Source organism: Methylocaldum sp. GT1BB (assembly GCF_051027545.1).
In the GTDB taxonomy this organism is placed as follows: domain Bacteria; phylum Pseudomonadota; class Gammaproteobacteria; order Methylococcales; family Methylococcaceae; genus Methylocaldum.
Genome location: NZ_CP194902.1, coordinates 4927123 through 4945750, shown reverse-complemented (window position 1 = coordinate 4945750; position 18628 = coordinate 4927123). Strand labels below are relative to the sequence as shown.

The following is an 18628-nucleotide window of genomic DNA, read 5'->3' as shown; positions in this document are numbered from 1 at the left end:
TATTTCATACGACACAACAAATCCTTTTCAGCACATCACAAAACCAATTTGAGCAATAAAGTAGAACGGCTACGAGATTTTGTCGGCAAAATATAAAGTCTGACGAAATATCCGGGCGAGTCTTTTAGGTCTTCAACCAAAGAACTGATCCGGCACTCAAACTCTCAAATTCATTCCTCTTACCTGGGAGGAAGCCAGTCCTGCAAAATCAAGCCATGTGTATTATTTGCTAGCCATGAGCCTTGCTACGAAGTGAATCTTCTGGATATACGTTAAGCCGGGGTCCGTTTGTATTAGGCGATAGGTATCTTGTGCCGGAGCGTGCACGCTCCGACAAGGATTCGTCTGTGAAAAATTACCCTGGCACGTACAATTTGTCCCTTGTTTGGTTTCGAAGCGGTTAACTGTGTTGGAATGTAAGAACTGCCCCCCTTTCGCCCGTGCTCAAGATTCGCCTCGATCGTCTCAAGATCGGCCTCAACGGGCGTTCACCTCTGCCGATACCGGCCTTCCCGAGCGTCAGCTCTCTTCGAGACCGAATCGGTGGTTCGTTCCCAAAGGCGCCATTGAATACGCGATTCCAGTTGCCGGCACACGACAAGACAGAACGTGAAGTCAAATTAACACGCCCTCGGTGGCGTACAATATCACACGCATATCCGCCTCATGGGCTACGCTGGTTTCGGACATAGAACACGAGAAATCCCTTATGAAAGCATCGAACAGGAAAATGACTCAAAAGGTGTTAGTCATTGTTTTCGGCGCATTGCTGTCCTCGCTTAACCCCGCTTGGGCAGAAACCGATAAGGAAATCCAAGAGAAGGCGCTCAAAGCTCGCGAACAGAGCCAGCACGGTGCCATGGATCATTCGGCTCATGCCAGCCCCGAGGGAGCGGCAGGCAAATTTCGGGGCGTCTTTTACGGCTACCTGCCGTGTCATGAAGAAGATTGCAACGGTCTGAAAATGACCCTGTCCTTGAATGCCAAGAACAACTATCTTTTGGTCATCCAACCCGCAAAGCCGCAAAACCGAGAGTCCTTCGAAAAAGGAAAATACGAATGGAACGACACCAAAGGTGTCGTCTTGTTGACCCCCAACAAAGAGGCCCCTCAGCGTCGGCTCGCCATTAAAGATGAAGGCACTTTGCTCTATCTAAGCGACGACGGGGCGCCATTGCCTGGAGACCAGGACAGGTATCTGCTGCAACGGAGCGACAGGGCCGGCAATCGGGAAATGCACATCCATTGACGAATACTGCGCCAAAGGACAATTGGCGAAGAATTGAAGTTCAAACGAGCTCCGATAGTTTGTTTTCGGGTGGGTAGTTTTCGGCCTCAACGGCCATTCGTCCTTCCAAGGCCCGCCATTCCTGAGCGGCCGCTTTTCCAAAATCGAGCGAGTCGTCAGTGCCCAAAGCTACCGGTCGCCACTCTGCGGATTCAAGGGCGGGTTACCGAGTGGAGTGGTCATTCGCGTCCACAAGCCGACAGGCTGCTGAGGCAATGATCGACAGTGACTCTCGCCGAGATCCTGCACGCACGAGCGAGCTTTGCGGAAAGCGGCCGCCCCACACATGGATGCTAGGTGTGGCGACCTGAAATCATAAAGCGCTGGAAGAGCAAGCGGCTGCATTCGTACCCGGGCTATCAGAGCTCGGATCAATTTGAGATAAATGGCCGAATGGCCAATGCGGCTTGACTGGGGTGTCCCTTTCTACTTGACCATGTCAAACATTAAAACATTAGAAACTTCTCATTGACCACGTCAAACATTAGACATAATCTGACGCCGCAACGACAGATAAGGAGGGGCTTATCGCAAAAATTGCGATGCGGTGTAGCATAAGCTTTGTTTATGAAAAACAGTACGAAGTATTATCCATCTGAAATGACGGGGCGGGGTATGAAAGAGAAATGCCTTATTCTAAGGCTCTGTTCCGTGGCGCCGGTACTCATCCTGGCGCACGGGGTTTGTGATGCGATGCCCGGTATGGACATGCCGGGTAACGAGAGCGCCAAAGCGATTCCGCCAATATCGAAAAGTATGGGCGAACCGCTCAACTCGGCTGGTGCGGACTTCGAGATCACCTACAGCGCCGACGGGAAAACCGCCATCTTTACCTCCACCCGTCCGGGCAGCGTAGAGTCGTCTGGGACCCCCTACAATTTCGACATTTGGATGTCCCACTATGAGAATGGCGCCTGGCAGGAGCCCGTCCATTTGGGACCGGAGGTTGATCCCGCTGTAGGGCCGAACATCAACACGTCCGCCTGGGAACTGGAGCCGAGTTTCTCCGATGACGGAAATGTCATTTACTTCACGAGATACGAGCCGGGTAATCTGTCCACCGGCGATCTCTACGTCACTCAAAAAGTCGATGGCGTCTGGCAGCCGGCCAGAAACTGGAACGAAGTTCCCGAGCTGCCGCACATCAATACGCCGACTGGCGAGGAGCACTGCCCAATCATCGCTTCCGACAGCCTGATTTACTTCAGCTACCAACAGCCGGGAGTAACGCAAGATAGCGACATCTGGAAGGTTGAGAAGAAGGACGGCGTCTGGCAGAAGCCGCAGAGCCTCGGTCCGAGGATTAATTCGCCGTACCGCGACCATCTGCACTGGACCGGACTGTCAAAGGACGGCAAGAGCATAATCGTTACCAGCACGCGGCCTGACCTCGGTTCGCGGGGCGGCCATGATGAGTGGATCGCATACCAGAATCCGAAAGGTGAATGGCAGGAACCATTGAACCTCGGTGATACCATCAATACCGCCGGCGAAGACATGTGCTGGAGCTTCACGCCCGATGGCGAGAAGTTCACTGGAGGTTGGGGGCAGCCGGGTACCTACGATCTTGACCTCAGGTGGGTCAACAAGGATGACATTCCTCTGCTGAAGAACTTCAAGCCGATCGGTCCGCCGCCCAACCTGCTCGCCAGCAGCAGGACAAAGCAGAAGAATATCAGGTAATTGCTGTAGCCCTATATCAAGAACCAGACTGTCTCAGCGGCGCATTCTCGAAAAGGACAAAGGGACGGTGGTTTGCCTATGAATATGAAACGGAGGGGGTCTGCGAGAATCCTCTCCGTTTGTTTTTTTCCTTGAGTTTCGACCGCTTGGATTATCGGCTGGGTGAAATCGGCGCATGTGAAAGCCGATTGCCATTTGAAATTGCGCCCTGGCACCAATGTGGCGCTGATCAATGCCTTGGCGCGTGTGATCGTTACCTATAAGGACCGGCGAATGACGCTTCGCGCTGGAGCGCTTCGAACCGGCCTCCTACGAGAAATGGCAGGCGCTCGTCAGCGAAGAGCGTGATTCGCCCGAGGCTACCGAGTCGGTAACCGGGGTAGACCCAACACGCCTGTCACCGGCCGCCATTTAAGCCTGTCGATTGTCGCTCCGTGCCTGTTCCGATCATTCACTCAGGGTGGCCACGGCGACCGGAATTCGGCCATTTCTGCCGTTCGCACTTAGAGCGTTTTCATCTCGCTCGTACGGCGAAACAGGCCTGGCAGGAGTCGTTGGCGCCTTCGGCCAGGGTAGATCGACTCAATCGTAGGTCGGCAATCCTTTGCCGACGAACCCGTTGCGTCGGGAATGGATTCCCGATCTACTCGCGAGTTCCCATACAGTCGGTATGAAAATGCTCTAATTTTCAGCGGGCTTGGAACGTCGGCTTCATGGAACCATGATCGAATTGGTACTTTGGCCGATCTTAAGACCGTTGGGACGCGCGCCGTGAGCATCCGCGGCTGGCCGCTCACCGCCGGACCGTATTGGGCTATTGGGCAGGGGCCCCCTTTTCAGACCGCCGCGACATCCCGCGGCAAAAAATCCTGACGGCGGTGAACCTTTCCGAATTTCCTGAAATTTACGGTAAAAGAAGGAATGCGAGGATAGGGGAGGCGTTAACCCTGTAATACAAGGAGTTCGATTATGAAATCTTATGCAATAGCAGCAGTACTGTCTTCGGTGATGATGGCCGGGCCTGCAATGGCCGATAACGACTTCCGGGCATTGGGCAAGGTGTCCAGCTTGAAACCGATGACCGAAGGGCAACTCTCTGCTGTCGAAGGCGGGATTTTGTTCCCGTTTAAGAAAGATCACGATCGTAAATTAAACGTTGGTAACGTTAACCAGAACATAGCCGTAACCACGATAACCGCGGTCAACCTAGCCTTGGGCAAGGGCGGCGCCAATCAGAATATTGTGGCGGTCACGCAGCAGAGCATTGGCGGTAAATAAAGCGAAGCCCATGGCCCATATCGAATGCTGATGAGGGCCGGAGAACCAGGCGGGGGAACGGTCATACGATCCCCCGCCTTTTTGCTTCAATCAGAAAAGTATGGAGCGGCCGATGAAAACATCATTTACATGGGGCGGTCTGCTACCGCTCGCTCTCTTATGTATGGCTGCGGCCTCCGCTGATTCCCAGTTTCACGCCTTGGATAATCTGTCCCAGCAAGAAACGGGTACTGCGTTGTCTCGGCTGGACGATAGCGCGCTCGATCGAGTGGAAGGCGGGCTGGATATTGCGTCCGGTTCGGTCGATCTGGCATCGCAACAAGCCGTGATGCAAGCGGTGGTGCTTGAGAGCACAATGCAAGCAGCCAATGGCACTGTGACTGAAAAGCGGGTCGATCGCGCGACCTCGCTGTTTCAGGTTTGCAGCTCGCCACCCTGTACCCAAAGTTGGCATCTTACGACGTCTTCGCATCTTTAAAATTGTGTCATAGCGATCGACGTCCGCCGGCGTATGGATTGAGGAGCATGGATTGGCGCATCAATCCGTACACCGGTCGTCAGTCGGAAATAGTTTTCAAACGCGGGAAGGGGGGCGGCGAAGCATGGGAGAAATCATGGTGATCCGAATAAAGCCCTTTGAGGCGGCGGAGTGGATCTCGTAATCTTTGCTCAAGCGGCGTGCATTATTGCTGGGCCAGGCGAAGCCCGCTCGGCCAACCAGCAGCGCCAGGGCAGCACTTCGAACAGTCCGGCATGACGCGGCTCACCATCGTCAGGATTCATCGGAACAGGTATCCGGTCCAATCGAGCCGGCTGCCGCTGTAGGCGGCATCAGCCAAGATGGCCTAGATCCGGTGGATTGGCGACGGCAGTCGACGCAAGACCAGGTGATGAACCCCAATTCGATCCTGAATCCCGGCCGAAATCACAGCATCCGCCAATACCAAGGTATCGACCGCGATAGGCCGGTTGCGGCTTTTCACCCTCTTGCCGGCGTCGTAACTTGCGATTCCCTCTTTTTTGCGCTGTCCTGGCAGACTGCTTTTTCGATCTTGTGTTTCTTATCCCGGTCCGCATGTGTGGGGCGGTTATTCCAAATCGCTTTCAATCAGGCATTAATTTTTGTAGGGTGGGTTAGGCCGCGAGGCCGTAACCCACCGAGCGACCTCGAATCGGTGGGTTACGCTCCGCTAACCCACCCTACGTAATGTTCACTCGAATGCCGAATGGAATTAGAGACACCCGAGGTCAGATTTCTCGATACCAGCCCGACACTGTCAGTAGAAAACCTTCTTTGCCCTCGAACACCCGTCCTAGTCGCATGAACCGAATACGACGAAAGTCGATAGGATGCTTGAGCGGACGGGAGGTTTTACAAACGACGGACTGCCTATAGCTCGGGAAAGGTGTGCCGTGCTGACTCGTTCGGGCTTGCTGTGTATCCTTCAGGTTGAAAGGTATCCGCCGCAAGAATCTCGGAGGTGGGTTGAACTTTCCAATATTTGGACCGACTCCAAGTAGTATTCCTGGCGGACCGCCGTTATCTTTTTGGTTCCACAACTTGGCATAGCCAGTGGATAGGCATTTGCGCGACTCGATCGCCCAACTGACTCAGGAGGAGTTTCCTATGACAGCCCAACGCCCAACTCCCGGAACCCGCGCTGCTCAGCCCCCGTGCGAGCCTTCTGCCGTGCGCCTTCGCTATGCGCATCACCGGAGTTCCGTCCCTATCCGAGGCCGGACGTGTGAACGCCTGCCGTCCGTCGTCAGCCGAAGATGTGTCGGTCGGACGAATTCTCTCATGGCGAGCTGAGTTCACGCTTGTCGACATCGGATCTCTCCTGATCGTTCCCGGAGAGAATGCGGTCATATCCCTTGCCGAAACCGATAAGAGCTTTCATGAATCGTAGGCTTTCGTGGCTACTGCTCGCCTTGTTCAGTGTTCCGGCGCTTGCCGACTTCAAGGGATCCGTGAGCTTTGCAACGGATTATGTTTATCGGGGCTATACGAAGAGCAGAAACAATCCCGTCGGCCTGGGGAATCTGGAATACGAGCACGAAATCGGCCTGTATGCCGGCCTCTGGGTGGCGCCGGTGAGTTTCGACGATGAATACTACGATGACCGAGCCCATGTGGAAATCAATCCTTATCTGGGTTGGGCGACCAAGTTTGCCAAGAACTGGAAGCTTGATCTCGCGGCTAGCCGGTATCTATATGATGGCAATGTGTTCGGCCAGGACTCGGACTATAACGAACTCTACGGTTCGCTCCATTACCGCGATCTTCTGAGCGCTCGGGTGGCTTTCGCCTACGATACCTATAACCGTGGCGCCAAGACCTTGGCCTATGAACTGGTCGGCCGCTATAGCCCGGTGGATCGGCTGCAACTGTCCGCGGGCGTAGGCTTTCATCAGGCCGGCGAACTGGCGCACTACGACTACTTTTTCTGGAATGCCGGAGTGACCTGGTACGTGAATCGGTATATTTCGGTCGATTTGCGCTATGTGGATACCAAGTTGCCTTATTACGAGCATCACGAGGACGAGCCTGAGAATGGATCGATATATCTCCAGCCGCTGGATGACCGCTTTCTATTTTCCCTCTCTGTCGGCTTTTAGTGAACTTTTGGCCTGGCCGCGGAATAAATAGAGTAGAACCGCGGATTGACAGGTCCTCTTGTAGGCGATTTATCGCTTACTAGCCGGATAGCCGAACGGTCAAAAGAGCACGGTCGACCTTGTTCGGGTCCAATGGTTTTGTAATGACGACAGGTCGAGTTTCTTTTGAAGGACGCCCCCTAGAATGCAGGCTTATGGGCTAGACCTGTTCGACAGTGGTGTAGCGTTCGAGAAGCGCTGAACGTATGTCTCACATTTGCAAATAGCTCGAGCTCTTCTTGGATGATGGGATGCCTAAGTTGGATGCTCTTATTGTTGGAGAAGCGCGATGAATCTGAGTAAGCCATGCCCGCCGGACCGTGAGCACGATGATGTGTTTTCACTGTTGCCCTGGCATATAACCGGAACCCTACAGAGCGAAGAGCAGGCGCGGGTGGAGGCGCATTTGAGCCGTTGCCTGATTTGCCGACGTGAACGGGTGAAGCTTTACGCGCTTTCGGAGCGAATCTCTCACACGCCTTGTCCGAATCTGGATCCGCAGGCCGGATACTCTCGCCTGCTCGCCACCATTCGGCAGCGTGAACGATCCGAATCGGCGGCGTTGCACTTCGATCGATTTGGCCAACTTCGAACCTGGCTCCGGCATTTTCCGGTCATCATAAGCAAGCCACTGACCCGCGTGGCTCTGGCGGTGGTGCTTTTGCTGCTGATCGTCCCCTTGAGCTGGCGCCAGTGGGATCAACTAACGGAGCCCCGGTTTCGAACTTTGGCCGACCCCGCTTCGACCGCAGCCTCGAATCAGGGGGATCTGCGCCTGGTGGTCGAACCGAGTCTTGGCGCCGAAAATGTTGATGCGCTCTTGAAAGCAGTCGACGGGAGCCGAGTCGACATGCCCGGTTCGGCGGACGTTTATACGGTCCGACTGGCCAACGGCAGAGACAAGCATGCGAGGATCGAAGCGGCCTTGGCCTACCTTCGGCGCCAACCGGGTGTATTGCTGGCAGAGCCGACAACCGGGCCTTCTTCGGTGCCATGACGTTCAGCTTGATCGCTTTAGTCTTGGCGCTCCTGTTGCAACTGACCGGATGCGTGACGGACCGTGATTTTCCAAGCATCGGTCCTGAGGCCGATTCATCGATTGAAGAGCGGCGCATCCTGGTGACTTTCACCGATTCGAGCATCGGACGCAAGGTGCCGGACAATATTCTGGATCGTTATCGCGCACATGGCCGTTACATGAGTTCTGCCTGGAGCACCCGCGTCGCGGTAGATTTGGCGGAGCAGTACGGGCTGAAGCTGATGGCGGAATGGCCGGTTACCGTTTTGAGAGTAGTGTGCGTGGTGTACGAAATTCCTGTCGGTCAAATCCCTGCCGATACGATCAAGTCCATCGCGCAGGATCGCCGGGTCGAATCCGTACAGATCATGCGGACCTTCCGGGCTTTAGTAAATAATGCGTCGGCTTCCTTCGGCAGTGATCCTTATTTTCGACTGCAAAAGAACTTACAGCGCATGCACATCGAGGAAGCCCATCGTCTGGCGACTGGACGGGGCGTTCGCATCGCGCTGGTCGATACCGGTGTGGATGATACCCATCCCGACCTCAGGGGCCAAATCGCTGTCTCTAAAAATCTGGCATCATCGAATCACGATAAACCGACCGATGATATCCACGGGACGGCTGTCGCCGGCATAGTCGCCGCTCACCGTGGAAATGGGATTGGCATTGCCGGAGTTGCGCCCGATGCCAAAATCTACGCGCTCAAGGCGTGTTGGCCGGAGCGCTTCGGTTCCGTCGCTGCAGTGTGCAACAGCTTTACGCTCTTGGCGGCGCTCAATGAAGCCGTGCGTCTTGGCACCCATATCATCAATCTGAGCCTGACCGGGCCTGATGATCCGCTGGTCGGACGGCTTCTTCGGGCGGCGATCGATCAGGGTATCCTCGTGGTCGGCGCGGACGCCCGTGAAAACGGATCGATCGCGGGCTTTCCCGCCAATCAGACCGGAGTCATTGCGGTCCGAGCCGCCCAGGTGGATCGCAAGCCGGAAGCGGCCGCCAACGATGGGATCCATGCCCCCGGTACCGATATTCTTACGACACTGCCGCACGGGAGGTACGACTTCGTGTCCGGTAGTTCCTTCGCCGCTCCCCATGTCACGGGCCTGTTGGCCCTGATGCGGCAACTCAAGCCCAGCTTGACCTCGCCTGAGGCTATAGAACTCCTACACGCGTCGGCGGCGACCTCCGCACAAGCTCCGAATCCATTGGACCGGATCGTCGATGCTTGCCTTGCACTCGCGCGATTGCTCGGTATCCCTGATTGCGGAAAGCCTTCGTAGCCGATCTTCACGTTCCCGAACCGCCGCTTCATGACTAGGTGGAGAGCTTTCTATCGCGCGAGCAGCCGGCGTCATGACATATCCTCTTCGGAAGGATCCATGAGCTCCGGTGTCAGCTCGTTAAATAAGGTCTGAAGCCTCTTGCGTGCATGAAACATCCGTGTTTTCACCGTATTTTCCGGACAGTCGAGGATGGCTGCGATCTCCTGATAACGAAGTCCATGGCCAAAGGTCAACTCGATAACGGCGCGTTGCTCCTGCGGGAGCGAGTCCAAAGCAACGGAGAGCAGATCCTCGCCTTCCACCTGCCGTGCCGGTGACGCTCTGTTATCCGCCAATTCCTCTCCGAACTCGTCAATAGGCACGGCATGGGCGGATCTGGCCTGCTTCGCCGAGGCCTTAAGCGCCTTTCGATAAGCAATACCGAAAATCCAAGTTGATACCTTACATGTGTAATCAAAGGTCTCGGGCTTTTCCCACACGACTAGCATCGTTTCATTGATCACATCCTCCACCATATCCGGCTGTCGCGTCGCCTGAAAAATAAACCGGGACAAGCGATGGTAGAAGGCCGAATACAACATCTCGAAAGCACTCACATCGCGCGCCTGGATACCGGTCATCAGTTCCCGATCCCGATGTTCATCGATGCATGAGGCGGTTTGTCTATCAGGCAGGATTAGCGTGGGATCGACGGTCATAGGCAATGAATCGGTACCATGGTTGGTTTTTCCGAAGCAGGAATAATCCGAGTCTAATCTGTAGATTTCGGGAAATTCCGAAAAGGTTCATCGCCGTCAGGATTTTTTGCCGCGGGATGTCGCGGCAGTCTGAAAAGGGGGCCCCTGCCCGATAAGGAGCCGGTCGCCCCCGATTTCTGGGTGACAACTCACTACCCTTACTTAGGCGGACAACCGCCTCATAGAAAAGATTCGGGCGCTGATACTACAGCAGACTCTTTAGCGGGCTAGAGCATTTTCATACCGACTGTACGGGCACTCACGAGTAGGTCGGGAATCCTTTCCCGACGCCACGTCTCGGCCGCGCATCTTCGTCGGAAGGGTCGCGACTAAAGCGACCGTTTGCGATTGGGAAAGGATTGCCGACCTACGAATGCTTGAATCCATTCACCCGAGCCGAAGGCGCCAACGACTCCTGCCAAGCCGGTTTTGCCGTACGAGCGAGATGAAAACGCTCTACGTACATTCAGGGAAGTCTTGCGGCATAGGCAACCTGCAGGACAACCCCGCCAATCAAGCCAATCAGTCGAGATTCCGCAAATATTTGCGGAATGTACTTAGTAGTAGCTCCTTCGAACATTTGAGGGACGTCGCTCCACGCGACGCCCCTCCCGATCGGCGAGTGTGCGATTGGGTTGGCACACTCGTGGGTTACTAGAGCTGGCCGATATTTGTATACAGCCAATGGTCGGTGCCTCTAACGCCGCACAATACCTGAGTGCTACCAACCAAAGTGCAACTGGGGTCGCCGTAAATATTCAAAAATGTTGTACGTTGATACCCGGTCCAGTTACTGCCGTTAAAGGTGTTGACGAACAGATTACTATCCGTGCCCTTAACAGCGCAGAGCGCCCTTGGGGTTGCTGACAGCACGTTGTAAGGCGTGCAACTTGGACTCGAAGTCAGAATGCCTCCGAGGTTTTCAAACGCGCTCCACGCGGAGCTATCGAAGCGAGTGACGTAAAGGGCGCTGTTCGTGGCTCTGACCCCACAGATAAACTGGTTCTCATCGACAAAAGTACAGCTTGGATCGGCTGTGATGGAGCCATCGGCGCTTAGGATCGTTTCCGTGCCCCAGCTCGTGCCATCAAAGCGTAATACCCGGAGCTCGCCCGTCGTGGTAACCGCACCACAGAGGGCTCCGCCTATAAAATCGTCGGTGCAAGTCGGATTGAATATGTGCGCTCCACCGAGGCTTACAAACCCGGTCCAATTGGTGCCATCGAAGCGATTCGCCATAAGGGTACCGTCCGCGTCGATGATGGCGCAAATAGCCTGATTCGTCCCAAAAATCCCCGTACAAACCGGGTTGGAAATGCTGACACCGCCTAACTGTTGGAAACCGCTCCACGAGGCACCGTTATAGCGATTGACGAAAACGGTGCTATCCGTGCCGATCGTGGCGCATAACGCCTGATTATTGCCCACATACGTGCAACTGGGTTTTCCTATGATTATCCCGTCCAGTTCCGTAAATCCGCTCCAGCTGCTGCCATTAAAGATGTTGACGATCAGCGTTCCTGCGCTGCTCACCGTTCCACAGATAGCCTTGCCATCTAACATCAAGCTGCAACTGGGATCTGAAACCACGACTCCACCCTGATTCTGGAATCCGCTCCATTGCGCTTGCACGGCTGTCGGTGGGCAAAGCAGTGAGAATGTGATCGCTGTCGCGCTGATCAATGTTCTGATTGAATTTGTCATGTCAAAACTCCTTTTCGATGTCGGGGGAGCTCCAGATATTAACCAGGCCCGTAAATACCCTCCTGGTAATTCGGGCCGCCGCCCAGGCCGGTACACGCCCGGCCTGGGCTCACGCGGCTTGTCGCCGCGCCGGGGCATCCCTGCCCCGGATTAACCCGGCCTATATTTATAGGCCGGGTTAATAAGTTCTCTCCTTTGGGGCCAAATACGCCGGGAGCGAATCTGGCCTAGCGGAACTCACCCGGGGATGTCGGACAGGAAAGCCCGATGACATTGGGTGAGGGTCTTTTAGCTGAGACAGTTACCCACATCATTTAATCCGAACACGGAGATGTTCGAGTAATCACACTTGATCGCGTGTTCAAGCGTGTATTCACAAACCAGCATTCCCTTCGCCGCACCTATCGACTCGGCAATATGCACGGACGTGGAAAGGTGGGTTCAGTCGATGACGGGCCCGGACCACGCGCGATATGGAACCCATTCGATGTGGCGAACCAAGGCAACCTTGGTGTATCGGCGCACCGGGAATCTTCGGGCGGTGCGATTATTGCTTGGCCACAGCGACCGGAATGCACGGTTCGTTATCTCGGAATCGAAGTGGACGATGCCTTGGAAATTTCCGAACAAAACGGAAGTCTGATCGGACTCGATGACGTTTGCCTGAACGGTCGCTTAGGTCGGGCGTTCGGGCACTTTGTGGAGTACGAACGACCCAACTCAGCCGCCGGCCCCTGAAATATCATCTGGGGGCTTGCTGATTTCTTAGGAGTAGTCCCTTCGCGCTGCTCGAAAAGACAGAGTTTGGCCGATCGATTCGAAAACGACGAATGGGTACTATTCGGCCATACCGGCCATCCAACATTCTCGACACCAGTCATTCCTGAACGGCAGCTTCCTCGAAAATCGAGCGAGTTGTTCGTGCCCACTTCTGCAGATAGGCCAGACAGCCGATCGCGAGCTTTAGTAGCTGAGTCACCGGCAAACGATCGGGAGGGCTGAGCGATGACCCTGGCTGCCGGCGGCAAGGCCCATCTCGCGATAGTGTCGCTGGAGGTGAAGGCGGATAAATGTGCAGCGAGGCAATGGATGGAACTCAACGACTCAGCTCAGCCAGCGCCCGGCGCCGCGGCAGAAGCACCCGGCAGGCGCCAATCGATCAATTCAGTGACAACTCCGTCCGCAAACGCTCTGCCGTCATATCGACGAACGAACGGACTTTCGCCGACGAATGGCGACCTTCGCGGTGCAGGATATGGACCGGAACCGGTGGGCTTTCGAATTCGCTGAGAACGATTTTCAGCTTGCCAGTCTGTAGCGGCTCGGCAATTTGGTAGGACAGCAAGCGGGTAATCCCTAAGCCGGCCATCGCCGCACTGGCCGCCGAGTCGTTGTCGCTGACGCTCAAGATCGGTTGTAACTTGAGCGTCCGCGGCAGCCCGTCGCGCAGGAAGCGCATTTCATTATTCGGATTTAGGCCGCGCGCCAGGATGATTTGGTGCTTGAGCAAATCGTCCGGCGTGTGCGGAACGCCGTGCGTTGCCAGGTAGTCCGGCGATGCACACAGTACCTGTCTTACCGAGCCGACTCGCAGTGCCCGGTACGATGAATCGGGCAATTCGGCAATCCGGATCGCCACGTCCACGCCTTCCTCCAGCATGTTGACAACCCGGTCGACGAACAGCGCATTGACTTCCACCGCCGGATAGCGGCGCAAATACTCGACGATGCCCGGCATCACATACAAGCGGCCGAACAAAACCGAGGCGGTAACGGTCAGTTGGCCGCGCGGTTCGGCGTTGATGCCCAGCGCCGCGTTGTCGGCTTCATCGGCCAAGGCGATGATAAGTTTGGCGTCCTCGTAGTATTTCTGGCCGGCCTCGGTCATCCGCACGTAGCGGGTGGTGCGGTTCAGCAATTTAACGCCTAATCGCTCTTCCAATGCCGCCACCGCACGCGTCACGGCCGGTGGCGACATGTGAAGCTTGCGGGCACCGCCGGCAAAACTTTCCGCTTCGACCACCGCGACATACACGGTCATTAAATGGAGACGATCCATTAATAATTCCAGTAATCGAAAGATTTAATTGATATTTTTGATGATTCTTTAATTTGGCGCAACAAGACAGACTATACCCGCCTGCCGAATTTCACGCGGGCGTATGACAAACCCTTTCATTATCTGGAGAACCAACATGAGCCGTATCACCACCGTCAGCAACGAAAGCGCCAACACCGAACAACGTAGCCTGTTGGATGCGATCCAAAGCCAGTTGGGCATGGTGCCTAATTTCCTGCGGGTGTTCGCAAACTCGCCGGACGCCCTAAAAGCCTTCCTTGGCCTGCATCACATCGCCAACCACGGTTCACTGGACGCCGCCACACGCGAGCGCATCGCGCTGGCGCTGGCGCAGCAGAACGAATGCGAATACTGCCTGTCCGCGCACACTGCCATTGGCCGCAAAGCCGGTTTGAACGGGGCGGAAATCGAAGCCAACCGGGCCGGTTCCAGTCAGGATGCAAAGGCGGCAGTGGCGGTTCGATTCGCCCGCGCCCTGGCCGAGCACAAGGGCGAGGTCACCAACGCGGAACTGCAGGCCATGCGCGACGCCGGATTTAGCGAGGCGGACATCGTCGAGGTGATCACCCATGTTGGCATGAACGTGCTGACCAATATCCTGGGTAAAGCCAGTCGGGTTGAAATCGACTTCCCGAAAGTGGCCTTAAAACAGGCGGCCTAGTATTGACCCGGGCCAAGTGCAAGGACGGACTTGTGCCCGGACTCTTGCGCTAAATGGAATAAAGTCTTGCAGATTACGGCTATTCAATACAGTTGGCGGCTGTGTCACGGTAAACGCCAATGTTTCCAACCCAATCAGGAGCAAGCTCATGGCCCGCGCTTTTGCCAAAATCAGTTTCACACCCGACGTGCAGGCAGTACAAACCGAAATGGGCAGCCGCACGGCCTATCGGGCGGCCGAGCCCGGCGAGGCCGAAGAGGTTGTACTGGGCGGCGCCGAGCAAACCTTTATTGCCGAGCGCGACAGCTTTTATCAAGCCACGGTGAGCCAAACCGGCTGGCCCTATGTGCAGCATCGCGGCGGGCCGGTGGGATTCTTGAAAGTGTTGGATGACCGTACCCTTGGTTACGCCGATTTCAGCGGCAACCGCCAATACATTTCGGTAGGCAATTTACGCGGCGACGACCGGGTTAGTTTGTTGCTGATGGACTATCCGCAGCGGCGGCGCTTGAAAATCTGGGGTCGGGCACGAGCGGTGGACGAACGCACCGAGCCGGCATTGCTGGCGAAACTGGAATCGCCCGACTTTCGCGCCCCCGTCGAGCGCGGCATCGTTATCCGGGTCGAAGCCTTCGACTGGAATTGCCCCAAGTACATCACACCACGCTACAGCCAACGCGAAGTCGAAGCGCTGATCGAACAAGCCCGCCGCCAACCCGTAGCGGTGGATAAACCAGTCCCTCGCTCATTGGGCACTGGCGCATTGCCCTTGACCATTACCGGGATTCGGCAACTGACGCCGCGCATTCGCGCCTATGAATTGCGCCATGCCGATGGCGAGCCCCTGCCTGGCTATCGGGCCGGGGCGCATATCCGCGTGCCGATTGAGCTGACCAACGGCGACATCACCAGCCGCGCTTATTCGCTGACCGACGCGCCGGACGATCCGGACTGCTACCGCATCGCCGTGCTAAGAGTGGACGCAGGAGAAGGCGGCTCGTCGGCATTGCACGCCGGCTGGCAACTGGGAACCCGCCTCAACCTCGATCCGCCGGACAACTATTTTCCACTGCACGACGACGACCGCCCGGCATTGTTGATCGCCGGCGGCATCGGTATCACCCCGTTAAAAGCGATGGCCGAGGCATTGGCCGCACGGGGTGCGGATTTTCAACTGCATTACACCGGCCGTGCGCCGCAGGAAATCGCCTTTGTCAAAGACTTGCGACGGCAGTTTCCCAATCGATGCCGGTTTTATTTCAGCCAGGTGCAAAACCCGACTCGGCTGGACGTGTCGGCCCTGCTCGCTAACGTCTCGGCCGATGCCGTCATTTACGTCTGCGGCCCAACCCGCCTGATCGACGCCGTGCGCCAAACCGCCCGCCAACTCGGCATCGCCGAACAGCGAGTGCAATTCGAAAGTTTCACTTAGCCAGGAGAGCATCATGATGACCCTGTATGACGTGCCGCTATCGGGCAATTGCCACAAGGTTCGATTGTTGTTGAGTTTTCTGTCGCTACCGTACCGAACCCAGGCGGTCAATCTAGTCGGCGGCGAACAACGCAGCCCGGATTATTTGCAACTCAATCCGTTCGGCCAAGTGCCGGTATTAGATGACGACGGCTTGACCATCCGTGACAGCCAAGCCATTTTGGTCTATTTGGCCAAACGCTACGGCGGCGAACAATGGTGGTCGGACGATGCCTTCCGCTTGGCGCAAATCGCCGCTTGGCTATTGACCGCCGCCAATGAAATCTTCCACGGGCCGGCCATGCTGCGCGTACACCACAAATTCGGCCGCGCCATCGATACGGCAAAAGCCCAGCAAACTGCCGAAAAAGTACTGGGTATTATCGACCGCCACCTGGAAAGCCGCGATTGGCTAGCCAGCGACACAGTATCCATCGCCGACGTTGCCGCCTATCCCTACGTGGCGCTGGCGCCGGAAGGCGGCATCGACATCGGCGCTTACCCGAAGATCGTCGCCTGGTTTCAGCGCCTTCGAGCCTTGCCCGGTTATGTTCCGATGCCGGGAATGTGGCAGGCTTAACTCACTCACCCTTCAGTGACGGAGAATAATCATGTCCGAGGAAATCAAACCGCCCGTTCCGCCATTTACCGCTGAAACCGCGGCGCAGAAAGTTCGCATGGCCGAAGACGCCTGGAACTCGCGCGATCCGGACCGCGTCGCACTGGTCTATACCGAAGACACACTCTGGCGCAACCGCGTCGAATTTCCGCGCGGCCGCGAGCAGGTGCGGCAATTTTTGCAACGCAAATGGGCCAAGGAACTGGACTATCGCTTAATCAAGGAATTATGGGCGTTTACCGACAACCGCATCGGCGTGCGCTTTGCTTACGAATGGCATGACGATTCCGGGCTATGGTTCCGCAGTTACGGCAACGAAAATTGGGAATTTAACCGACAAGGCTTCATGGAACGGCGCTTCGCCAGCATCAACGATCTGCCAATCAAGCCAGAACAACGGTTGTTCCACTGGCCTCTGGGCCCTCGTCCCGAGGATCACGCCAGTTTGAGCGATTTGGGGTTATGAATAGCGGCTTGGCGGATAACCGTCCGGCGCTGGACGGTTACGTAAAAATAGACTGTAGACGTAGACTGCTTCGGCCGCTCTGGCTTGCTGACAGAGGTTCTGGAACCGGCGTTAATGACTTAGGGGCCCCAGCACACGCGCGATAGGAAAAATATCGGCTTTCACGCCAGAAAATGGTCAAGCGCTCTGGGTCGATCACACTAAGCGGCCATTCGGGCAAATCAAGAAATGGCCACCACCGTCAGCAAAGACCGAAAACCACCCACTCGAAAACAAACTTCCGGAGCTCGTTCTTGGCCGTCATTCAATATTGAAACAGCAAAGCGTCGAGGTAAAGGATTGGAAAAACACCGGCGAGTCCAAGACGGACCAGGCTGCCGCCGAACGTTCGGGTTCCGGACGGACTTCGGTGCTCGCGGATTCACGGGCAGCCCCAAACGAGGCGCTGCCCGTGACGTTTTTGCCGAATGGCGGCGAGGCGTCATCCGGTTTATCCAGTCGGATCATCGACCGGTGCCGCCACTTTACAGCGCGCGATTTCGGGCCTGAATCTCGATTGTCTCGCCGAACCGCGGATGGCCTCGGGTCGAGACTCAGCGGCTCGAACGCGGCCTCCGACAACAACCGCTCGATGCCGGAACGCCTATCGCCGCTCGGACGCAAGCCAGCCTAAAAATAAACCATCGAAGCCGTGCAGGCGAGATCGATGTATTTGGAAGGATTGACCACCCCCTCAAAGGGCGTGGGGATGAACGGCGTGTTCACCGTGGTCAGGACAAGCTGGCTCTTGAAGGTGACCGGCGACTCTCCCAACGAGACGGATGGAATCACCACGGACGCATGTTTAATGTGGAGGTCCGGTATGTGTTCCAACACCACCTCCCAAAGATCGCCAATCAGGGTTGACTCGGTGACGATGTCCGATTCCTGAAAGCGATAGCTTTTTTCGCCCAATTGCAGATTGAGGGTCGTTTGCGGTGGGAGAATGCCAACTTCCGCCTGGCTGCCCACCACCAGGGTAAGGCTGACGTGCCGGCCGGTGCACTCGTAGAAGTTGGGCGTTTGCGCGGCGTCTGCGACGGTCTGCAGCCCCAGTCCGAGCCCAATGGCTCCCAATAGGGACTTGTTCAGGTGCTTCATGCGAATATCCTCCTAAGTTGATGAGAGAGGGCGGTTTGAGCCGCCGACCGTAAATGTCACCGGCCAAACCGTAAGATCTGCCTCAAATCGAGGCGGTTGCTATGATGAGGCGATAAGTCCATTCAGGCTGTTAATTAATTCACACGCTGGACACGGCCAGCGCTCTTCAAGATTTCGGTCCTTCAACCGTTCAGCGGTGATTCGCCGGTCGTCGGCCATTCCAGTCATCCGTCCTGACCGATACCGGCCGTTAACTTAAGACAGCATTCTGAGAATCTAGGGCGTTTTTCATCCCGGTGTACGGCTTCATGTCGGGCGGGAACAATGTAGGTCGGCAATCCCTTGCCGACGTATCGGCTAAAGCGACCGTTTGCGATTGGGAAGGGATTGCCGACCTACCTATCGGGCGCTCTGACTCCGAATCGGAAAATGCTCTAGGGAATGAATATTACCGGCTTGAATTTGCCGGTGAGCGACAAACTCTCGAACCCGCTTAGGGCGATGCGATAGTGACATAATGAGCTCTCAGCGTTATAGAT

Annotated in this window: 15 protein-coding genes and 1 pseudogene; 12 read left to right on the top strand and 4 right to left on the bottom strand. The window is 56.0% G+C overall.

Annotation, left to right across the window (positions count from 1 at the left end):
* The first annotated feature begins 709 nt into the window (after nucleotides 1-709).
* The 7 genes from ACR2TX_RS23210 (at nucleotide 710) to ACR2TX_RS23180 (ending at nucleotide 9208) form a co-directional block, all read left to right on the top strand.
* Entirely contained in the window at nucleotides 710-1249 is a 540-nt protein-coding gene (locus ACR2TX_RS23210; protein ID WP_077728881.1) for a copper resistance protein NlpE, read from the top strand.
* A 654-nt stretch (nucleotides 1250-1903) separates the two neighbouring features.
* Nucleotides 1904-2971 (top strand): TolB family protein, encoded by a 1068-nt coding sequence (locus ACR2TX_RS23205; RefSeq protein ID WP_086134547.1) that lies wholly within the window; start codon nucleotides 1904-1906, stop codon nucleotides 2969-2971.
* 969 nt (nucleotides 2972-3940) lie between these two features.
* Entirely contained in the window at nucleotides 3941-4249 is a 309-nt protein-coding gene (locus ACR2TX_RS23200) for a hypothetical protein (RefSeq protein WP_077728883.1), read from the top strand.
* A gap of 112 nt (nucleotides 4250-4361) precedes the next feature.
* Nucleotides 4362-4727, top strand: a complete 366-nt coding sequence (locus tag ACR2TX_RS23195; protein WP_139841096.1) for a hypothetical protein — start codon at nucleotides 4362-4364, stop codon at nucleotides 4725-4727.
* Nucleotides 4728-6148: 1421 nt separating this feature from the next.
* Nucleotides 6149-6868, top strand: coding sequence for a TorF family putative porin (locus ACR2TX_RS23190; RefSeq protein ID WP_168183841.1), 720 nt, complete (start codon nucleotides 6149-6151; stop codon nucleotides 6866-6868).
* Between the two features lie 328 nt (nucleotides 6869-7196).
* Nucleotides 7197-7904 carry a zf-HC2 domain-containing protein gene (locus ACR2TX_RS23185; RefSeq protein ID WP_434130777.1) on the top strand — a complete coding sequence of 236 codons (708 nt, stop codon included), beginning with the start codon at nucleotides 7197-7199 and terminating at the stop codon, nucleotides 7902-7904.
* Nucleotides 7901-9208 carry a S8 family peptidase gene (locus tag ACR2TX_RS23180; RefSeq protein ID WP_434130776.1) on the top strand — a complete coding sequence of 436 codons (1308 nt, stop codon included), beginning with the start codon at nucleotides 7901-7903 and terminating at the stop codon, nucleotides 9206-9208. Before ACR2TX_RS23185 ends, ACR2TX_RS23180 begins: the two co-directional genes overlap by 4 nt.
* A gap of 71 nt (nucleotides 9209-9279) precedes the next feature.
* On the opposite strand, the gene ACR2TX_RS23175 is transcribed toward ACR2TX_RS23180, so the two are convergent.
* The gene (locus tag ACR2TX_RS23175; RefSeq protein WP_086134541.1) at nucleotides 9280-9909 is read right to left on the bottom strand and encodes an RNA polymerase sigma factor; all 630 of its coding nucleotides are present in this window, start codon (nucleotides 9907-9909) and stop codon (nucleotides 9280-9282) included.
* Nucleotides 9910-10602: 693 nt separating this feature from the next.
* Nucleotides 10603-11652, bottom strand: coding sequence for a hypothetical protein (locus ACR2TX_RS23170; RefSeq protein ID WP_086134540.1), 1050 nt, complete (start codon nucleotides 11650-11652; stop codon nucleotides 10603-10605).
* Nucleotides 11653-12044: 392 nt separating this feature from the next.
* On the opposite strand from ACR2TX_RS23170, the pseudogene ACR2TX_RS23165 reads away from it, so the two are divergent.
* A pseudogene (locus tag ACR2TX_RS23165) lies at nucleotides 12045-12390 on the top strand (hypothetical protein); the annotation flags it as partial.
* A gap of 421 nt (nucleotides 12391-12811) precedes the next feature.
* On the opposite strand, the gene ACR2TX_RS23160 reads toward ACR2TX_RS23165, so the two are convergent.
* Nucleotides 12812-13711 carry a LysR family transcriptional regulator gene (locus ACR2TX_RS23160; RefSeq protein ID WP_434130775.1) on the bottom strand — a complete coding sequence of 300 codons (900 nt, stop codon included), beginning with the start codon at nucleotides 13709-13711 and terminating at the stop codon, nucleotides 12812-12814.
* A 136-nt stretch (nucleotides 13712-13847) separates the two neighbouring features.
* Here ACR2TX_RS23160 and ACR2TX_RS23155 point away from each other — a divergent pair, with 136 nt between their 5' ends.
* The 4 genes from ACR2TX_RS23155 to ACR2TX_RS23140 all read left to right on the top strand — a co-directional run bounded on the left by ACR2TX_RS23155 (nucleotide 13848) and on the right by ACR2TX_RS23140 (nucleotide 16949).
* Nucleotides 13848-14393 (top strand): carboxymuconolactone decarboxylase family protein, encoded by a 546-nt coding sequence (locus tag ACR2TX_RS23155; RefSeq protein ID WP_086134538.1) that lies wholly within the window; start codon nucleotides 13848-13850, stop codon nucleotides 14391-14393.
* A gap of 148 nt (nucleotides 14394-14541) precedes the next feature.
* Nucleotides 14542-15825, top strand: coding sequence for a pyridoxamine 5'-phosphate oxidase family protein (locus ACR2TX_RS23150; protein ID WP_156880436.1), 1284 nt, complete (start codon nucleotides 14542-14544; stop codon nucleotides 15823-15825).
* A 13-nt stretch (nucleotides 15826-15838) separates the two neighbouring features.
* Entirely contained in the window at nucleotides 15839-16444 is a 606-nt protein-coding gene (locus ACR2TX_RS23145) for a glutathione S-transferase N-terminal domain-containing protein (protein ID WP_086134536.1), read from the top strand.
* Between the two features lie 31 nt (nucleotides 16445-16475).
* Entirely contained in the window at nucleotides 16476-16949 is a 474-nt protein-coding gene (locus tag ACR2TX_RS23140) for a DUF1348 family protein (RefSeq protein WP_086134535.1), read from the top strand.
* A gap of 669 nt (nucleotides 16950-17618) precedes the next feature.
* On the opposite strand, the gene ACR2TX_RS23135 is transcribed toward ACR2TX_RS23140, so the two are convergent.
* Entirely contained in the window at nucleotides 17619-18089 is a 471-nt protein-coding gene (locus ACR2TX_RS23135) for a hypothetical protein (protein ID WP_434130604.1), read from the bottom strand.
* Nucleotides 18090-18628 lie beyond the last annotated feature (539 nt).